The sequence below is a fragment of the Mammaliicoccus sp. G-M28 genome, from assembly GCF_022386595.1.
GTDB classification, from domain to species: Bacteria; Bacillota; Bacilli; order Staphylococcales; family Staphylococcaceae; genus Mammaliicoccus; species Mammaliicoccus fleurettii.
Genome location: NZ_JAJNIF010000001.1, coordinates 139,977 through 160,560 on the forward strand (window position 1 = coordinate 139,977; position 20,584 = coordinate 160,560).

The 20,584-nt window shown below is 30.4% G+C and carries 16 protein-coding genes; 1 reads left to right on the plus strand and 15 read right to left on the minus strand.

All coding sequences use genetic code 11. The features are described 5' to 3' along the window. Positions 1-29 precede the first annotated feature (29 nt). The 12 genes from LQ609_RS00675 to LQ609_RS00730 all read right to left on the minus strand — a co-directional run bounded on the left by LQ609_RS00675 (position 30) and on the right by LQ609_RS00730 (position 15,397). Positions 30-563, minus strand: a complete 534-nt coding sequence (locus LQ609_RS00675; protein WP_078356287.1) for a glycerol-3-phosphate responsive antiterminator — start codon at positions 561-563, stop codon at positions 30-32. A gap of 9 nt (positions 564-572) precedes the next feature. Then, positions 573-2,573 (minus strand): DNA mismatch repair endonuclease MutL, encoded by a 2,001-nt coding sequence (gene mutL, locus LQ609_RS00680; RefSeq protein ID WP_078356286.1) that lies wholly within the window; start codon positions 2,571-2,573, stop codon positions 573-575. A 14-nt stretch (positions 2,574-2,587) separates the two neighbouring features. After that, positions 2,588-5,113: a DNA mismatch repair protein MutS gene (gene mutS / locus LQ609_RS00685; RefSeq protein ID WP_078356285.1), complete on the minus strand. Its 2,526-nt coding sequence runs from the start codon at positions 5,111-5,113 to the stop codon at positions 2,588-2,590. Between the two features lie 117 nt (positions 5,114-5,230). Continuing rightward, complete coding sequence (locus LQ609_RS00690; RefSeq protein WP_078356284.1) at positions 5,231-5,662, minus strand: YlbF/YmcA family competence regulator; 432 nt, start codon at positions 5,660-5,662, stop codon at positions 5,231-5,233. Further along, complete coding sequence (miaB, locus tag LQ609_RS00695; RefSeq protein ID WP_078356283.1) at positions 5,663-7,198, minus strand: tRNA (N6-isopentenyl adenosine(37)-C2)-methylthiotransferase MiaB; 1,536 nt, start codon at positions 7,196-7,198, stop codon at positions 5,663-5,665. It lies immediately after the preceding gene. Positions 7,199-7,294: 96 nt separating this feature from the next. Next, positions 7,295-7,804 (minus strand): GNAT family N-acetyltransferase, encoded by a 510-nt coding sequence (locus LQ609_RS00700; RefSeq protein ID WP_239710357.1) that lies wholly within the window; start codon positions 7,802-7,804, stop codon positions 7,295-7,297. A gap of 13 nt (positions 7,805-7,817) precedes the next feature. Beyond that, positions 7,818-9,662: an ABC transporter ATP-binding protein gene (locus LQ609_RS00705; RefSeq protein ID WP_078356281.1), complete on the minus strand. Its 1,845-nt coding sequence runs from the start codon at positions 9,660-9,662 to the stop codon at positions 7,818-7,820. Continuing rightward, complete coding sequence (locus LQ609_RS00710; RefSeq protein ID WP_239734229.1) at positions 9,659-11,383, minus strand: ABC transporter ATP-binding protein; 1,725 nt, start codon at positions 11,381-11,383, stop codon at positions 9,659-9,661. The genes LQ609_RS00705 and LQ609_RS00710 overlap by 4 nt, the downstream gene beginning before the upstream one ends. A 127-nt stretch (positions 11,384-11,510) precedes the next feature. Next, positions 11,511-11,801, minus strand: a complete 291-nt coding sequence (locus LQ609_RS00715) for a thiamine-binding protein (RefSeq protein ID WP_078356279.1) — start codon at positions 11,799-11,801, stop codon at positions 11,511-11,513. Positions 11,802-11,875: 74 nt separating this feature from the next. Continuing rightward, the gene (locus LQ609_RS00720; protein WP_107510023.1) at positions 11,876-12,742 is read right to left on the minus strand and encodes a 2-oxoacid:ferredoxin oxidoreductase subunit beta; all 867 of its coding nucleotides are present in this window, start codon (positions 12,740-12,742) and stop codon (positions 11,876-11,878) included. Next, positions 12,743-14,500, minus strand: a complete 1,758-nt coding sequence (locus LQ609_RS00725; protein WP_078356277.1) for a 2-oxoacid:acceptor oxidoreductase subunit alpha — start codon at positions 14,498-14,500, stop codon at positions 12,743-12,745. A gap of 105 nt (positions 14,501-14,605) precedes the next feature. Then, positions 14,606-15,397, minus strand: coding sequence for a TIGR00282 family metallophosphoesterase (locus LQ609_RS00730; protein WP_078356276.1), 792 nt, complete (start codon positions 15,395-15,397; stop codon positions 14,606-14,608). Positions 15,398-15,569: 172 nt separating this feature from the next. Here LQ609_RS00730 and LQ609_RS00735 point away from each other — a divergent pair, with 172 nt between their 5' ends. Next, entirely contained in the window at positions 15,570-15,788 is a 219-nt protein-coding gene (locus tag LQ609_RS00735; protein WP_078356275.1) for a hypothetical protein, read from the plus strand. Between the two features lie 63 nt (positions 15,789-15,851). On the opposite strand, the gene LQ609_RS00740 is transcribed toward LQ609_RS00735, so the two are convergent. The 3 genes from LQ609_RS00740 to LQ609_RS00750 form a co-directional block, all read right to left on the minus strand. Next, positions 15,852-18,158 carry a CDP-glycerol glycerophosphotransferase family protein gene (locus tag LQ609_RS00740; protein WP_239734230.1) on the minus strand — a complete coding sequence of 769 codons (2,307 nt, stop codon included), beginning with the start codon at positions 18,156-18,158 and terminating at the stop codon, positions 15,852-15,854. A 234-nt stretch (positions 18,159-18,392) separates the two neighbouring features. Further along, on the minus strand, positions 18,393-18,554 hold the full coding sequence (locus LQ609_RS00745; RefSeq protein ID WP_239734231.1) for a hypothetical protein: 162 nt from the start codon (positions 18,552-18,554) through the stop codon (positions 18,393-18,395). A 151-nt stretch (positions 18,555-18,705) separates the two neighbouring features. After that, positions 18,706-20,577, minus strand: a complete 1,872-nt coding sequence (locus LQ609_RS00750; protein WP_239734232.1) for a glycosyltransferase family 2 protein — start codon at positions 20,575-20,577, stop codon at positions 18,706-18,708. Between the last annotated feature and the right edge of the window lie 7 nt (positions 20,578-20,584).

Below are 20,584 nucleotides of genomic sequence, written 5' to 3' on the forward strand. Positions count from 1 at the left end.
ATACTATATGAAAACGTTGTCAAATCGATTTACCAAATTGATGTATCACTAGACGTGATATATTGGGCACCGCTTTCAATAGCAAGTTCAATTTCTTGTTCCGTATTTATTAATCCACCGGCAATTATACGTTTACCTGTTTGGTCACTGATTTCTTTAATTACTTTAGTTGCAACACCTGGCAGCACTTCTACTAAGTCTGGATCCGACTGTTTAATCAATTCAATGCTTCTACTCAATGCGGTACTATCTAAGATAAACACTCGTAATATCGTTAAAGTATTTAACTTTTTCGCACGTCTTATAATTTTTGATTTAGTTGAAATAATGCCATGTGGTTTATATTGTTGTATAACATATTCAACAGCAGCTTCATCATTAGATAAACCTTTTATAAGGTCTATATGCAACATAACTTCTTTATCATGTTTTTTTATTTGTTCTAAAATCCCTTGCAAATGACCTATATGAGTATCTAATAATACGCAACGATCATAGTCCATCTTAAAGAATTTTTCCATATCTTTCATAGATCGAATAGCCGGTAATATATGTTTATTCATCTTATCCTCCTACATGACTCTTTTAAATAATTTTTCTAACTCATAAGTTGTTAATTCAATAATAATTGGTCTACCATGTGGACAAGTAAATGGATCAGTTGTATCTCTTAATTCATCAATCAAATGACTCATCTCATGATTTCTTAAGTAGTGATTAGCTTTAATTGATTTTTTACAACTCATCATAATGGCCGCATCTTCACGCAATTTTTTAATATCTACTTTTTCATGTTTTAATACATAATCAATCATATCTTTAATGATTTCTTCTGCTTCAATATGTGGCAACCAAACTGGATATTCACTAACCATATAATCATGATGTCCAATTGGTTCTAAGAATATGCCCGCTTCTTCTAAAGGATGCAAATATTTTTCAATAATCATATGTTCGTCTCTTGAAAAGTTAAATGTTAATGGCAACAATAAACTTTGAGTTTCATTCGTTACTTCCCCAATTTTCTCTTTAAAGAATTCATATTTTATACGTTCTTGAGCGGCGTGTTGGTCAATCATAAACATTCCTGTATCATTTTGAGCAATAATATATGTTCCATGTACTTGACCAACTACCTCCATATAAGGAACTCGCGGTGTATTTGATTTAGTCTCTTCATTTTGTCTTTGTTCATCATTGTCATTTGTATTTTCTATATCAACAGCGTGTTCGTATTCGTTATTATTAATCTCTGTTTTTTCAATATCAGCTTGCTCATCCTCATGTTGAATGTACGAATGTTCTGTGTTTGTATCTATATCTTCATTTATAAATGAATGGTTATCTTTTTTATCTTTAAATTGCCATTGCTGTGAGTTAGTACTATTCGTTGAATTTTGTTTGTAATTATTTTCAAACGTTTTATTGAATTCATTTGTTTCATCTATCGTGTCATTATCAATTTGACTTTGTTGTTTCACTGGTTCCTGACTACGTTTAGCTTCAAAATCTAACTTCTGCTGTTCAAAAATCTCTTTTTGTGATTTTTTAGGCTTATGGTTATCTAAAGAAGTGCCTGGTATTAGAGACATTCCTCTAAAGGCTTCTTTAATTTTGTTATTAATTAAATCATAAAGTAATTGTTCTTTTGAAAGTCTTACTTCTAGTTTAGTCGGATGTACGTTTACATCTACTAATATAGGATCCATTTCAATATTAATATAGACAATAGGATATCTGCCGATTGGTAACAGTGTATGATAACCTTCGATGATAGCTTTATTTAGAACAAAATTCTTAATGTATCTACCATTAATAAAAATAGAAATATAATGTCTATTACTTCTCGTATGTTCAGGTTTGCAGACGTAACCTTTCATTACATAATCATCTGTTTCACCATTGATTTCCACTAAATCTTTAGCTATTTTCATGCCATAAATTTCTGCCATCACTTCGTTCGTTTTACCAGATCCATTAGTTGACAGCACTGTTTTATCATCAGATACAAGATTAAACGAAATATCCGGATGGCTCATTGCCATTCTATTTACGATATCTGTAATCTTACCTAATTCTGTATATAGACTTTTAACATATTTCAACCTTGCTGGCGTATTATAAAATAAATCTTTCACAAGTATGTCTGTACCTTTTTTAGCTTTAGCCGGTTGTTGTTTAATAATTTCACCGTTTTCAACTTGTACTTCATGTCCAAGCATACCATCAGTACATGTCTTCATAGTCACTCTACTTACAGATGAAATACTCGCTAATGCTTCACCTCTAAAGCCTAAAGTACGTATGTGAAATAGGTCATAGTCATTATTTATTTTACTTGTTGCGTGTCTTCCAAATGCTTTATTAATGTCTTCTTCTTCTATACCAGTTCCATTATCTACAACTCTAATTGATTGTATCCCTGATTCCTTTATAGTTATATCTATTTGAGTTGCTTGTGCATCTATTGCATTTTCCAATAATTCTTTCACGACAGAAGCAGGTCTTTCTACAACTTCTCCAGCGGCAATTTTATTGGCTAAAGATAATTCAAGCTCTTTAATTTTTCCCAATGCACTCACACTTTCTATTTAAGTTGATTTTGTAATTCTTGAAGTTTTGTTAATGCTTCTATAGGCGTTATATTCATCAAATCTATTGATTTAATTTTCTTCTCGATTTCAGACGGGCTATGTTCTTCAAACAATTGGAATGCAGGTTGGTCAAATTTTTCAACTTTACGTTCTACTTTTGTATGAGATTCTAATTCCTGGAGAATAGTATGTGCTCTTTCTATAATTTCATCAGGTAAATCAGTTAATTTTGCAACATGTATACCATAACTTTGGTCAACCGCGCCTTCTTTAACTTTATGCAAGAAAATGAGTTCTCCTTGGTATTCTTGTGCTGCAACGTGAATATTTTTAAGTCCAGATAAAGTTTCATCAAGATGTGTAAGTTCATGATAGTGTGTAGAAAATAATGTCTTTGCCTTTGTATGATGATGTACATACTCAATCATAGATTGCGCTAATGCCAATCCATCAAATGTTGATGTACCTCTACCAATTTCATCAAAAATAATTAAACTGTCTTCTGTTGCACCAACCATTGCCTTTTCCGCTTCTAACATTTCAACCATAAATGTACTTTTACCTGATACTAAATCATCTGCAGCACCAATTCTTGTAAATATTTGATCAAATATAGGTAATTGCGCGTAATCTGCTGGTACATATGCACCCATTTGAGCCATAATGCTTATAATCGCAATTTGTCGCATATAAGTACTTTTACCAGACATATTTGGGCCAGTTATTAAGTATATAAACCCTTCTTGATCTAAATAGCAGTCATTAGGCACATAATCATTATGATCCATTACTCTCTCAACAACTGGATGACGAGATGATTTTAATGATAAAGTTTTGTCTTCACTAAATATTGGTCTTGTGTAACGATTTTTTTGTGCTATTTCAGCAAAACTTTGTAGACAATCTATCTCTGATAACAATTTCGCTTGTGTTTGTAATTGTTCAGTAAATGCCTTAACTTTCTGTCTTAATTCAAGGAATAACTGATATTCTAATGCTATCGCTTTATCCTCTGCACCTAAAATAATAGATTCTTTTTCTTTAAGTTCTTCCGTAATAAATCTTTCAGCATTTGATAATGTCTGTTTACGTTGATAACCGAGTGCATCAGTATCTATGTTATTTAAATTAGCTCGAGTAATTTCTATATAATATCCGAAAACTTTATTAAAGCTTACTTTTAATGATTTCACACCAGTTCTTTCTCTTTCTTTCAACTGTAACTCTGCAATCCATTGTTTACCATTTGTAGATGCTTCTTTATATTGATCAAGTGTTTCATGGTATCCTTTTTTAAATATTCCACCTTCTTTTACTGAGATTGGCGGATCTTCAACTAAGCTTTCTTCAAGTAAATGTTCTAAATCTCTTAACGGTTTAAGCTCTTTAAATCTTTCAATTGAATTTGAATCTAGTCTTTCTATAATTTCCTTAATATACGGAATTTGTTTTATTGAATAATTTAATTGAATTAAGTCTTTAGCATTCACATTACCATAACTCACTCTTCCAACTAGTCTTTCTATATCATATACCATATTCAAGTAACTTCTTAACTCATCACGTTCGATAAATCCGTTGACCAATAGTTCAACAGCATCTAATCTTTGTTCAATATCTCGTTGTTTAATTAATGGTCTATCAATCCATTGTTTTAATCTTCTTGCTCCCATTGGCGTTTTTGTGTCATCCATTAACCATAAAAGTGTTCCTTTTTTTGATTTAAGTCTAATACTTTCAGTTAATTCAAGATTTCTTTTAGCATAAAAATCCATTTTCATATAATCTAGTGCTCTATACACCACGACTTCTTCTATATGAGGCATATCTCTTTTACCATTATCATGGATATAATTTAATAAATAATTTAATGATTTCTTTTGAGCTTGAGAAGTATTAGTTACAACTTCGTAATCACGTTCATCATAACTATCTACAACAGTGATTGTTTCAGTTATAAGTTGAATTTGTTTATACAAATTATTTGGCAAAATTTTATTCACTATAATTTCATTCGGATGAATCGTTGTAATTTCATTAATCAAAGTTGTTTCATCAATGAATGAAGTTACCTTTAACTCTCCTGTCGTTACATCACAATAACTTAAATGAAACTCACCATCTTCTTTAATAAAACTTAAAATATAATTATTAGCCTTTTCATCCATTCCTTTTTGGTCCATAACAGTACCCGGTGTAATAACTTGTACAACTTCTCTACGAACCATACCTTTAGTTTGAGTCGGATCTTCCATTTGCTCACAAATTGCTACTTTATAACCTTTAGATATTAATTTTTCTATATATCCCGAAGCAGAATGATAAGGTACACCACACATAGGAATTGGATCTTTTTTAGCATCTCTTCTAGTTAAAGTAATTTCTAAAACTCTAGATGCTTCAACTGCATCATCATAGAACATTTCATAAAAGTCACCTAATCTAAAAAATAATAATGTATCTTGGTATTGTGATTTTATCTTTAAATATTGAGCCATCATTGGCGTTGGTTTAGACATCTATTTTCACGTTCCTTTTTTTAACTTTCGATTTATCTATTTTATCAAAACTTCTAACAATAAACGAGTAAAAAAAAATCATTAGCCTACGCATTGGCAGACTAATGATTATGTTTATTAATGTGAACAACTGCTCGTATTTGGTGCATTATTCACTGCAGCACCTGTTTCACCAGTAAGCTGATTCCCACCTGTTGATTCAATAATTTCATTTGTAACAGTATGACTAATTGAATGAGACACCATTTGTAACAGTTCATTTACTTCTACTTGAGCTTCTTTAAATTCACTTACGATTGGCATTTCATCTAATTCTTTTTCTATATTTTCTATTTTAGCTTCAACCATTGCTAATGCTTTTTCTTTACCATAGTTTTGGAAATTGACAGCTTGTTTTTGTAATGATTTTAAACTCGCCATTTTTTCTCTTACAGTTTGATTCTCATGTATTTGAGCTTCAGCGCGTTTAAAGAAATCTACTTCTTCTGTTTCAGACATCATTTTACCTAATTTTCTTGCTTGATCAAGAATATCTTCTTTTGTATACATTTAATGTACCACCTTTTCTTTAGATACAATCTCTATAAATTCACCATTTAATGAATATTGCTTAGCTTCAGTTATTTTAACTTTTACTATTTTTCCTATTACATCTTTTGAACCTTTAAAGTTAACTAATTTATTTTTTTCAGTATATCCAGCTAATACTTCATCATCTCTTTTACTAGAACCTTCGCATAATACATATACTTCTTGTCCTTCGTATGGTATCAATGATTTAGCTGTATACTCTCCAACCACTTTATTTAATCTTTGAAGTCTTGCTTTTTTCTCTTTGTCAGGAACATTATCCTTCATTTTAGCTGCTGGCGTACCTTCTCTAGGTGAATATACATACGTATATGCATGTTCAAATCCAACTTCATGATAAAGTTTAATCGTTTCCAAAAATTGTTCTTCTGTCTCATTAGGATAGCCAACAATGATGTCAGTTGTCAATGCAACATCTGGTATTGCTGCTCTAATCTTTTGAACTAGCTCAAGATAACTTTCACGAGTATATTTACGACCCATAATTTTTAGTACTTGATTATTACCAGATTGAACAGGTAAATGTATGTGAGGTACGATATTTCCACCATTTTTAATCACTTCAATTAATCGATCATCAAAATCCCATGGATGACTCGTTGTAAAGCGAACTCTTGGTATGTCAATTTTAGTCATATCATTTAATAAATCACCTAGACCATAATTTAATCCTTCAATATCTTTACCATATGCATTTACGTTTTGACCTAATAGACATATTTCTTGATAACCTTGTCGTGCTAAATCTCTAACTTCAGCAATAATTTCTTCTGGCATACGACTTCTTTCTTTACCACGTGTGAATGGTACGATGCAATACGTACAGAACTTATCACATCCATACATTATATTTACCCATGCTTTTATTCTACCATTTCTAACTTTAGGTAAATTTTCAATAACATCTCCTTCTTTTGACCACACTTCAACTACCATTGCTTTAGACATATACGCTTCTTCTAAAATTTCTGGCAATCTATGAATATTATGTGTACCGAAAATCATATCAACATTTTGGTATGATTTGAGAATTTTATTTACAACTGATTCTTCTTGAGACATACATCCACATACACCAATTAAACAGTCTGGTCTTTCTTGTTTAAGATGCTTTAAATTACCAATCTCACTAAATACTTTATTTTCAGCATTTTCTCTTATTGCACAAGTATTAAGTAAAATCACATCTGCATCATCAACAGAATGAGTTGGTGCATATCCTAACGCTTGGAATATTCCCGCCATAACCTCTGTATCATGTTCATTCATTTGACAACCATAAGTTCTAATATAGAATTTACGACCTTTCCCCATCCCTCTATGTCGCTCATCTATTTTAAAATCATCATGATATTCAATTTGTGATTTACCTCTTTGTTTAGCTTCCTTTAAGTTTGGAGGTTGATAAACATGTTCGAAGTATTTGCTATAATCTTTTTCTAAATTAGGTTCTGTCTTCGCATTAGCACCATGTTTTCTTTGCTCTTCATTCAATGTCAAAACCCTTTCTGCCCATATATTTACATCTTTATATTATATTAGAGTTCAACACAAAGTGCAAAAAAGTTTAAATATTTTCACAGTTAACATTTATTCAAGATTAATCCAAAATCTTTTTGTAATTTCGTTGTCATCTGATATAAAAGGTTCTGCTTCAACACCATTGTTATGAATAATAACCTTTTGACTTGCTAAATTATTTTCATCACATGTTATGAGCGCTTTTTCAACTGATTCTTCACGTAATTCTATCAGTGCATACTCTAACAATTTTGTTGCATACCCTTTACCTCTTTCACTTTTTCTTACCCCATAACCAACATGTCCGCCTTTACTTTCCAAGAATTCATTTAGTGCATATCTAATATTTACAGCACCTACAATATGCTGATTATCTATTAAGACAAATGTTTTTGCTTTTACAAAGTCTTTGTTAATTGGATTAATTGCTTCTTTTTGCATCATTAACATTTTTTTGAATCCACCATGGTGTTTTACATCAGTTGACCATGGAACCACGCTTTCTTCATTTTCATACCATTCACTTATATACTCTGTAAACATGCTTTCGATATCTGTATTTATTTCTCTAAATTCCATAAATTCACCCTCTTTAATGTAGTTCTTTAATTTGTTCTTCGTCATTCGCATTTAGCATATGATAATAAATGCCTTGTTGCTCTATTAAAGCTTGTTGTGTACCTGATTCAATAAGTTCTCCGTTTGCCAATACAAATACTAAATCTGCTTTTTTAACAGTATTCAACCTATGGGCAATAATAATACTCGTTCTACCGATCATTAAAGTTTCTAAAGCTTCTTGAATTTTTATTTCTGTCACTGTATCTATACTACTTGTCGCTTCATCTAACAGTAAGATTTTAGGGTCTTGTAACAAACATCTTGCTATTGATACAAGTTGTCTTTCCCCTTGTGACAATGAGCCGGATTCCCCTTTTAAAACAGTTTCATAACCACTCTCAAGCTCTTTAATAAATTCGTGTGCATTTGCTTTTTTAGAAGCCTCAATTACTTGTTCATAAGTTGCGTTTGGTGTGCCATACATAATATTATCTTTTATCGTTCCATCGAATAAATATGGGTCTTGTAACACAACACCTATTTCTTTCCTTAAAGACTTTCGCGTCATTTTATTGATTGGAATATCATCTATAAGAATTTTTCCACTTTGTACATCATAATAATGTAATATAAGTTGAACAATTGTTGTTTTACCAGCTCCAGTAGCACCAACTAATGCTACCGATTCACCATTATTTATTTTAAAGGACAAGTCTTTGATTGTTGGATTTTTTTGAGTCTTATCATACTTGAATACAACATTTTCGAATTCAATAGTACCTTTTATATCTTCGTAATCTGATGCATCGTCTTCATCTTTTTCAACTGGTTCATTCATAATATCAAATACACGTTCAGCACCGGCAATAGCTGATAATACAGTATTAAATTGGTTTGCTAAATCTGATAAAGGTCGTGTGAATTGTCTCGCATATTCTGCAAAAATAACTATAACACCGACTGTTACCCCAGCTGCATTATTTAAAGCTAAAATACCACCAATTCCTGCTACGATAGCAAAACTTAAATTATTTAAGTAGTTCATTACTTTTGGTATCATGCCGCCAATTGTCGTTGACCAGAAACTATATTCTTTTACATTTCTTGCTTTTTCATTGAATGTTTCCATTACATATTTTTCTTGAGAAAATGCTTTAACCACTGTTTGACCGTTCACAATTTCTTCAATATAGCCATTCATAATACCGAGTTGTTTTTGCCTTAAAGCATATAATACACTCGTACGTGCTGTAATCCATCTTAAACTCACGAACATGATTGGAATGATCGTCATAGTTAATAGTGTGAGTAACGGACTTAAATAGAGCATTATTGAAAGTGTACCTATTAATGTCACTACACTAGAAGTAAATTGAATAAACGATGAATTTAAAACTTGTGATACATTTTCAATATCATTTTGCATTCGACTCATTAATTCGCCATGTTGCTTCTTATCATAATATGATACTGGCAACTTTTGAAAATGTTTAAAAAGTTGATCTCTTAATAAATAGACTGTACGTTGTGCAATGCTCACCATCATAAATGACCCAATATATGAAGTTATGGATAATGATACATAAACAATCAGTATGATTACAATATATTGAGGGAGACCACTTAAATCTTTAGGTATAACTTTTGTATCGATTATACGACCGATTAAAAATGGTCCAATTAGACTCAATATTGAAGCACATACAATCATAAATATTACGATTATCAATTGAATTCGCTTTTCATCAATTAAATTCCAAATATTAAGTAATGTTCCTTTAGTATCACGTGCTCTTTTTTTCTTTTTCGGATTCTTTTTTGAAAAATCTGCAGCTTTGAAAACAGGCTGATGACCATAAGGTTGTTTTATACTCATGATGAACTCACCGCACTTTCTTGACTATTGGCGATTTCTTTATAAAGTCTTGATGTTGCTAATAGAGACTCATGTGTATCTATTGCTTCAATCCGTCCATCTACAAGTAACATAATTCGATCAGCGGTCTTAGCTGTTGAAATCTTTTGAGTCACTATTAACTTCGTTGTATCTTCATCTTCTAATGCATCCCATAAAGCCGATTCTGTCTTAATGTCTAATGCTGAAGTAGAATCATCTAAGATTAATAACCCCGGCTTTCTTACGAGAGCTCTAGCGATTGACAGTCTTTGTTTTTGACCACCTGATAAAGTTACGCCTTGCTGACCAATTAAAGTGTCATACTGATTATCAAAACGCTCAATAGATTGATGAATTTGTGCTTTTTCAGATGACATTTCTAATTCTTCTATTTCTGCAGACGGATCTCCAAACTGCAAATTCTCATATATTGTTCCTGAAAATAAAAGTGCTTTTTGAGGTACATAACCAATAGCATCTCTTAAAGCTTCTATATCCCAGTCATTCACATTTTTGTTATTTAATAATATTTCGCCAGATGTTGCTTTGTACATTTTAGGTATTAAACTTAATAATGTTGACTTGCCTGAACCAGTAGCACCCATAATCGCAAAAGTTTCTTTAGGTTTAACATCAAAACTAATATTTTCTAATACAGGATTATGTGCATTTGGATATGTAAATGAAACATCTTTAAATGAAATACTATAAGCATAATTTGAAGAATGGTTTACTTCGTCATTTATCACTCGTTCATCTGATTCTGTAATTAGCACTTCTTCAATGCGGTCACTTGAAGCTTTCATTCTACTTAATGTCATAATTAAAAATGCTAACATACCAAAGCCACCTTGCATTCTCATTCCATAATTTAAAATGGCAACGAGCTTACCTATTTCTAATGTAGATTGATTTACCATATCTGAACCAAACCAAATAACAGCTAAAATACCACCATTTATAATCAGTAATAATGATGGATTGATAAGTTCCATAAGTCTTAATGCATATGTATAATTGTGTCTAATATCTTTAATTTTTTCTTTAAACTGACTTGTTTCCCGTTCACTCGTTTGACTTGCTTTAATCAATCTAACTGCTTCCAAATTTTGTTGGAAAAATCTATTCATTTCATCAAACTTTCTTTGAATTTTAGTGAATAGTTTAGATCCCGTTCGAGCAATTATAAAAATAATTATAAAAATAATTGGTGTACCTATAACTAAGTAAATCGCTAACCTAGGTTCAACAACAAAGCTCATTATTATACTACCAATAATCATCAATGGTGCTCTTAACATAATTCTAATTGACATATAAACTGCTTGATCACAATTGTTTACATCACTTGTTAATCTAGTGATTAAGCTAGACGTTTTAAATTTTTCTAAGGTTGCTAAAGAAAAAGTTTGTATCTTGCTAAATTGGGCAGTCCTTAAATCATAAGCAAATGCTTGACTGACATGACCTGCTACGAAGCTATTCCACACACCAGAAACTAGTGCAGCTAAACCTGTTACAAGCATAATTGCTAAATATAAATAAACGTGATTTAAATCATCCTTCAAAATACCGTTATCTATAATTTCAGATATAAAAATTGGTTGAACTAATTCTACTGCTAGCTCTACTAACATTAATATTAAACCTAATGCGAATAGCCATTTATATGGTTTAATAAATTTAAGTACTGTCTTCAATTTGCTCGTCCCCTTTATTTCATAAAACGAAATATTTCTATAACATTCTCCTTTTTATTTTAACTTCTACTTAACTTTAATTATGATTCATTTTCATACAATTAAAAATAATATTAAAAAAAGTGGTTTATTCTTTATATTTTTCTGTTAAAGATTCCATAGTTATACCTTCTGGAACATGATAAAACTTTATTTGAGAAATAATACTTTCACATTCAAGTTCAGCCATTCTTTCATTTATTTGCTCTATTAAAATCAAACAAGCATTCATTTCTCCTTCAATTGTCGTTTCTAAAGGATGAACTTCATATTTCAATCCAGATTGGTCGATTACTTTAATTGCCTCATCAACTAATGGTATAACTTCTGTTTCATTATGTTTGGGAATAATTTGAATGCTCATTAACGTATTTGTCATTTTATGTTCTCCCTTCAATTTAGAAAAAAAGCCCATAGATAAATCTATGAGCTTAAAGTGTGACTATTATACAATTATTTAAATTGAGAAACAAGTTCATCAAATTGATTTTTTTCAAGTTTTAATGATTTTTTAACAAGAGGTTCTTCATCAAATTGCTCTATTTGAGATTCATATGATGGTGTTTCTTTATCTTGATAAATAATACCTGTAATCATAGATTCTGTATCAAGCACTGTTTGCATAGCTTGAGCTTTATTTGAATTATCGTAATCTTCAATATCAGCAAGTTTCGTTAAATTCTCTTTAAACCAATCATACGTGTTAATTTTGTTGTATGTCACACATGGTGAGAATACATTAACAAAAGAAAATCCTTTATGATTAATCGCTTCTTCAATGATATTTGTTAATTCTTTAATATCACTTGAGAAACTTTGTGCTACAAAAGTCGCACCTGATGAAATAGCAAGTTCTAAAGGCGCTACATTTTGTTCAATGTTTCCTTTCGGAGTTGATTTAGTAACAAAACCCTTTGCAGAACTTGGCGATGTTTGTCCTTTAGTTAATCCATAAATTTGATTATCCATTACAATATAAGTCATATCCATGTTTCTTCTTAAGGCATGAATCGTATGGCCCATACCGATTGCAAAGCCATCACCATCTCCTCCAGATGCTATAACTGTTAGGTCTTTATTAGCCATTTTAACGCCTTGAGCTAACGGTAATGAACGACCGTGTATAGAATGGACACCATATGAATTTACATATCCACTTAATCGTCCAGAACAACCGATACCTGTAATAAGTGCAACTTCTTCTGGTTCTAGCCCTACATTAGCTGCAGCCTTTTGAATTGCGGCTTGTACTGAGAAATCTCCACATCCTGGGCACCAGTTTGGTTTAACATTATTTCTAAAATCTTTGAATGTTGCCAATTATATCAACTCCTTCAAATTGCTTACTATTTCTAATGCTTTATCTTCAATTTCATGTGGTAAGAATGGTGTACCATCATATTTTGTTTGGTTTATGATTTTATTTTGATGATTTATATTCATTTTAATAATATTAGATAGTTGACCTTGATAATTATGTTCAGCTACTACTACTTTTTTAGCTTTATTGAATGCTTCTTGTACAACGTCTGAAGGAAATGGATGTAATTGTCTTATTTGAATATGATTTACTTTAGCGCCTTGATGATCCAATCTAGAAATCGCCTCATCAATTGCTCCAGCAGTTGAGATAAATCCTACATAAAGAATATCCGCTTCATCATATTTTTCATTTGATTCAACTGGCTCATCGATTAGCAATTGAGCAGTTTTTCGCATACGTTTATCCATTTGCTTTTGTCTATTTTCAGCACTTTCAGAAGGCTTACCTTCTTCATTATGTTCTACACCTGTAACATGGTGGATTCCACCTTTAGTTCCAGGTAATACACGAGGTGAAACACCTGAATCAGTTAATGCATAACGCTTAAAGTATGCTTTATCTTCTTGTGCTTCTAAATCACCTTCAACTAATGCTCCACGACGAATTTCAACTTTATCATAATCTAAAGATTCAACTGTTTGTTTACCTAATGACAATTGTAAATCTGATAATAAAATTACTGGACATTGATATTCTTCAGCTAAGTTAAATGCTTCTACCGTTAAATAGAATGCATCACTTGCACTTGTTGGCGCTAACACAATTTTAGGAATATCACCATGTGTACCATAAATCATTTGCATTAAATCAGACTGTTCTTGTTTAGTTGGTAAACCTGTTGATGGGCCACCACGTTGTGTATTAACTATAACAAGTGGTGTTTCAGTCATACCTGATAAACCAATAGATTCCATCATCAATGATAATCCTGGTCCTGCTGATGATGTAAATGAACGTACGCCAGCATAGTTAGAACCAATCGCCATAGTACATGCTGCAATTTCATCTTCAGTTTGGATAACAGCACCACCTAAAGCAGGTAGGCGATCTATCATGTATTCCATAATTTCAGAAGCTGGTGTAATTGGATAAGCTGCCATAAATCTAACGCCTGCTGCAACTGCACCTAAACCAATTGCATCATTACCTATCATGAATAAATGACCTTCTGAATCAATAGGTTCTAATGTATGTTCGCTATTTAAACTTTCCATTTCTTCTTTCATTAAGCGATAGCCTTCATTTAAAGCTTGTATATTTAAATCTACAACACTCTCGCCTTTTTTACCGAACAAATCTTTAATTAATGATTCAAATACTTTTGTATCTAAATTCATAACTGCACATGTTGCACCTACAGCAACCATATTTTTCATTAAAGCAGTTCCTAGTTCTTTAGCTACACCTGTAAACGGAAGACTTACTAATTGAGCTTTACTATCTTCAGGATTTTGTGGTTTAGCTTTTTCATCAGCAATTATTATACTTCCTTCAAGCATTTCACCATAATTTACATCTATTGTTTCTTGGTCGAATGCAATCAATATATCTAAATCGTCACTTATAGCTCTAACTGGCTTCGACGATACTCTAATTTTATTGTTCGTATGACCGCCTTTAATTCTACTTGAAAAATGACGGTATCCGTATAAATAATATCCTTGGCGGTTCATAGCAGTTGCAAAAATTTCACCTGTTGATTCAATTCCTTCACCTTGCTGTCCGCCAACTTTCCATGAAATTTGTGATTTCATTTTATGGCCTCCCCATGTAATATCTCAATTTATATCATAACAAAAAAAGCCCTTTAATCCTATGAAATTAAAGGGCTTTAGTAAAAATCAGTCTAATGGACGATACTATTCAAATGGATGATCATCGTTAATTAAAACTCTTTGAATTTTTTTAGCCTTACCTTCTGCATTGAGATCAATAATTACACCAGACAATACTTTTCTACCTTCATCTGGCAAATTATGACGTTGTGGCAAGCTTGTTATAAATCTTTCTATAACTTCTTCTTTTTTAATGCCAAGAATACCATCATAGTATCCTGTCATTCCTACGTCCGTAATATATGCTGTACCACCATTTAACACGCGCTCATCAGAAGTTTGAATGTGTGTATGTGTTCCAACCATAGCACTCACTCGCCCATTCAAATACCAACCCATTGCATTCTTTTCAGACGTTGTTTCAGCGTGAAAGTCTACAAATATATATGGTGTTATTTTCGATGCTTGTTCAATTAGTTCATCTGCTTTTTTAAATGGGCAATCTATTGCTGGCATGAATGAACGGCCTTGTAAATTAATAATTGCAATATCTTTATCATTTACTTTAATAATTCTCATACCTATTCCAGGTGCTTCTTCAGGAAAATTTGCAGGTCGTACCATTCTGTTAGCTTGACCTATAAAATCGTATATTTCCCTTTGACCATATGTATGGTTTCCCATTGTTAAAAAGTCAGCACCCATACGTAATATTTCTTTATATAATTTTTCTGTTAATCCTTTGCCGTGAGCAGCATTTTCTGCATTCACAATGGTTAAAGTTGGTTTATAACTTGCTTTAATTTTTGGTAAATAATTTTCTAATTGCTCTCTTCCTAATTTACCTACAATATCACCTATAAATAAAATTCTCAATATTGACATCCTCTCTATACACTATATATTCTAATTCAAAACAAAAATTTTTAAAAGAGATGATTAATATTTTTTTATTAGGGTATTTATAAAATGGACGCTATATAGACATGATTGAAATATGATTGTTTTGTTAACGTTACAAAATCTTACTAGGAGTGTTTATTTAAACATGGGAATTGAAATTCAACCAGAAAAATTTGCAGAATTAGTGGTTAGTGCAAATCCGTCCGTAGAAGAAAATGCAGAAGATATTGCGAAAGACTGTTTAGAATTATACGTTACAGCATTTAAGCTTGCTGAAAAGTATGGTAATTGTGGTGTTAATTCACAAGAAACATCTAACGTCTTAAAAGAAGCTTTAGAATTAGAACTGAACTTAACACATTAATTAATTATAAAATATTAATCCAAAATAACATCTCTACAATAATTGTAGAGATGTTATTTTGGATTATTTCATTATAAAGTTTACAATATTTTCTGTTGTTCCGATTTTGTCTGCATCTAATAGTCTATTCGTAATATTGTGGTAATCAATTTCTTTGTTCTCTAATAACTGTCTTGCTAAAATGCGTTCATCATTACTTGCAATTTCAATATTTACAAGTTCAAATATATCGAAATAAAAACCGATTTGTTGTGAATAATCTTCCGTATCTTCTTGTAATAAGAATATTGGTTTATTCAAATGTGCAAAGTCGAAAATTGTTGAGGAATAATCTGTAATCATAGCTTCTGAAATTAAGTATATTTCTTGAATATCTACAAATTCATTATAAAAACAATGGATTCGTTCACTCAATTCACTATATATCCGTCTTAAATGAGCTTCATTAGGATGTAATTTAACTATAATTTCATATTCTTCCGGCAAATGTTCAAGTAAAATGATCAGATTAATTTTTGATAATATTTCTCGTTTCTCTTTTCGCCATGTAGGACAGAATAATATAAATTTCTTATCTTTATTTTTAGTAAAGAAGTACTTAGAACGAACGCGATCGCTTTCTTCTTCATTACTTTGTATTAAATATTCATTTCTAGGTGCACCAAGCTCAAGTACTTGTAAGTTTTTATTCTCTTTAAGATCAAATGAGGACTCCAATAGGATTGTATTTATAGCCGAAGAAGTAAGTAAATAATCCCACTTTTTCATTCTCGGTCTAAATGCTTGAACTTGTTCTTTTCTTTCAATTTCATCCCCTAAATCATTCAACATTCTTTTTAAAGGGAAACCATGCCATGTTTGTATAAATATTTGTTCTTTATGCTTAAATACTCTATCTAAAGTATTTCCATTCACTATTACATATTTACATTCTCTAAATGTTCGATTATAAATTTCACTACCGAATCTTATAGGAACTAAATTATAACTTCTAACCTCCATATCTACCAATGCATTTCTAGAACTTACGTATACCTCTTTTTCAGGAAAATGTTTTTTAATATAAATTCCTAAATACTTAGGATCTCCACTAAAATTATTACCATGAAACGACTCGATAAACACTTTGTTATGCGAAGGTTTAATTTGATCATATATTTGTTTCATTTTATCTATTTTTCTTTTTTCATATTTCTCTTTAGCAAAATTAAACACTTTTTCATTATTTAAGACTACTCTTAATAATGGCTTTGTTTTATATTGCTCGTATAAATCTCTACCATATTCAAGCTTTGACTTCTTCCCATTATTGCTCTTTGAAACTTTTGTATTAACTGAACCTCTTTTAAGTTCATTCATACACCCAATTGATGACTCAATGAAATCATTCGCATAATCTCTATCTATAAACGTATCTTTCATCAATGCTACATCTGCAGCTCTTTGTTCTTTAGTATATTTATGATCAATAAAGTCAAGTAGTCGTTTGCAATCGTCTTGTATATTTTTTTCTAAAAATTCAATCGCATGATATTTTTTATAAATTCTTTGAAGAACACCATCTTCACCAGCGTAAATAAAAGCTTTATTTCCTTCAGCAATTGCTTCTAATATAGAATATCCCAACGTTTCATATGGTGAAGAAGAAATATAAATATAATTCTTCGGTTCTCTCTCATTAATATGTATATTATCTTCTAAATGATAATACTGAATTAAGTTCTTATACAATATTTCAGACGGACCATACCCTTTTATATATAACTGAATATCGTCATGCCCTTCAATGTTAACAATTCGATTCATCAATTTTATTACATATGAAATGTCTTTAATATTATCTTCAAAACGAGCTTTAATTAACAAGTTTCTTTTTGTTACACTTGCTTCTTCATTTAATTCAATATGTGATGCATCTACATATTGGTTGAAAACATTCGTAACTTTAAAGCGTTTCATAAAATCATTTTTAACATCCATTGTACTTACTCTAAATGCATCGATAGAGTCCATCGCTAAATCTTGACCATCATTTATATAAGCTAATGGCGCATGAATCTCACCTACAATTTTAATACGATAATCTATCGATTTAATTTCTCTTGCTAAATAAAAGAAAGTTTCTCTCGTCAAAATAACTAAATCAGCTCCGACTAAGTCATGAGCATCCTCAAATAGTTTGAAATTCAAATTTTTATCAAATAATTGTTCATTGATCATGATGTTAAACTTTGCAGTTTTATCAAATTCTTTAAAATTATAATACGTAACCTCATGATTAGATTTAATAAAAGATTTGATTAAGTTGATGTTGCTTCTTGATGTTCCACCTTTTGCAAAAAGATTGAACCCTAGAATTTTAATATTCATTCAATCTCGCCCCTCTTTTAATTGGAGTTAACAATTTAATTTTTTCTCTATATTAACACTAATTTAATATTTAATCTATATATAACAACAATTTATGACATAATTGATAAAAATTTTATTTTATTCTAATAAATACAAAAAAGGAGATAACCTGAGTTCAAGTTATCTCCTTTATATAAACTTTAATGTTACGTTTTTTTATCCCTAGTTAGCAGCCTTAAAAAATTACATATCCTATTCTTTAACAGGTATTAAATCAATTAATACATTCATTATATGGCTTACTATCCCTATAGTAATCGCTATCAGCAAATCTTGAACAATAAAGCAATAAACTAGAATTCCTATTAAGTGACTTATGATTAAATTCATAAATATATATTTTAAAGTCATCATTTATCATTGCCCCTTCAACATCAATATACCACGTTTTCATTAATCGTTTATTGTTTAAGTATTAATTTTTATTTAAGATGATTTAATCATTAATAAAAAACTCCACCAACGACCTTGTTGGTGGAGTTTTTTAGAATTTGTTTACCATTAACTACATAGTGATATCAATAAAGTCTTTATTAGCTGTTAAATAATTACCATCTTCTGTAACAAGTCGTGGTGTTGAGTTATTAGTATAAATAATATTACTGATTTTTATGTTTTCACCAATTTTTAGTATTTTAATCGGTTCATTTTTAAATGATCTCGAATCATATAATTTACAAGTTTTTTTAACTTTTACTTCACTTGGCACTTCAGTTATATACTTATGGTGATTTTTTTCATCAATATGTGTGACAAAATCTTTATTAGCAGTCATTATACTACCATCTTCTAAGACTAACCTAGGTGTACCGTTAGAACTATATTTTATTTCAGTTGGAACAACTTTTGATCCTGGCTCCAAGTTCATAATTGCTTCTTTAAATTCAAGGTCTTTATATATCTTAGTTTTTTTAAGTGTAATTAATGAATCAGATATGTTTGTAAAATATTTATTTTTTTTATTTTCTTTCAATCTATTTATAAACTCTACCTTGAAACTTTGTCTTTTCATTTTAAACGTTTCATTATTACTTGGATATGAAGCATAAACCAACGTACTATCCATTTCACCATGATCTACACATAAATTTACATCTAAAGCTTCTAATTGATCGAATTGTTTTTGATTTATATAAATTTTGTCATTTTTATAATCAAAGTCTATGTATTGAGTATTTAACACATTATTAATTTCAACTAAGCTTAGGGCAGTAATATTAATATGTTCTGGTTTTAAAACTTTTATTACTTCATACATCTCTCCATTTATGTATTGGGTACCCTCATAAATTGGATAACAATCTACAGCGATAGGGTTTATGATGTCATAATTATTTTCTAATTCTTTATAAACCGCATCATTTTGGACATAAAAACGCCAATTCCCATATACTACATCATGTGTGAATTTTAAAAATTCATCTTCATTTTCAGATTGGTATAGTTCATACATAGCTGTAAAAATTTTATTTTTTAAAAAATCTTTTGTTTGGAATCCATGTTCTTTTAGTATTTCTTCATTTTCATTAAATAAAATGTAAAATTCTTGTTTATTATCAGATTTCAAGAATGTCTTTGTATGCAAAAATCTTCTAAAGAAGTCAACTTCGACCATTCTAGATAAAGCTAGTTTTTTTAGTGGTAATGGTATATCTGCCTTACAAATTCTTTTTGTGATTTCTTTATTTAAATAAGCTTTGTCCAGTACAGATGTTTCTTTTACAAGTGAAACATTTTCGTCATATCTATTCACGTGATACACCGGAATTGTAGACATTGTAATATTACTAATCTTCGAAATGAGCTCAATGAAAAATAGTTTATCTTCTCCAAATTTCATATGTTCAAACTCTATTTGATTATCTTCTACAATACTACGCTTAAATACTTTCCCAGGTGGTCCAACTGCTCTAAAAATTTTCTCTATTTCCTCAGGTTTCAAATTAGAACTATCTTTATATGCTGTAAACCTTGCATGAAATGTAATATTTTTATTTGTATGCTTATAACTTTGACCTAAACCAAATTCAGCATCGTCTTCATTAACTTTATTAATAAATTTTGGGAACCCTTCTGTATCTAACCAATCATCGGCATCTAATAATGTTAAATACTTTCCACTTGCTTCTTTCATGCCTATATTTCGTGGTTCTGAAGGACTACCTGTATTATTTGGTAACTTAATGATTTTTATAAATTCAAATTTTTCTACATAACTTTCTATTATTTCAACGGAATGATCTGTTGAGCAATCATCTACAAAAATTGCTTCAATCTTCGAGTGATCTATATTTAAATTAATTAATGATTCTATACATTTCTTTAAATAAGGTTCTTTATTATATACAGATACTATAATCGAGACTAACTTCCCCATCATTTTT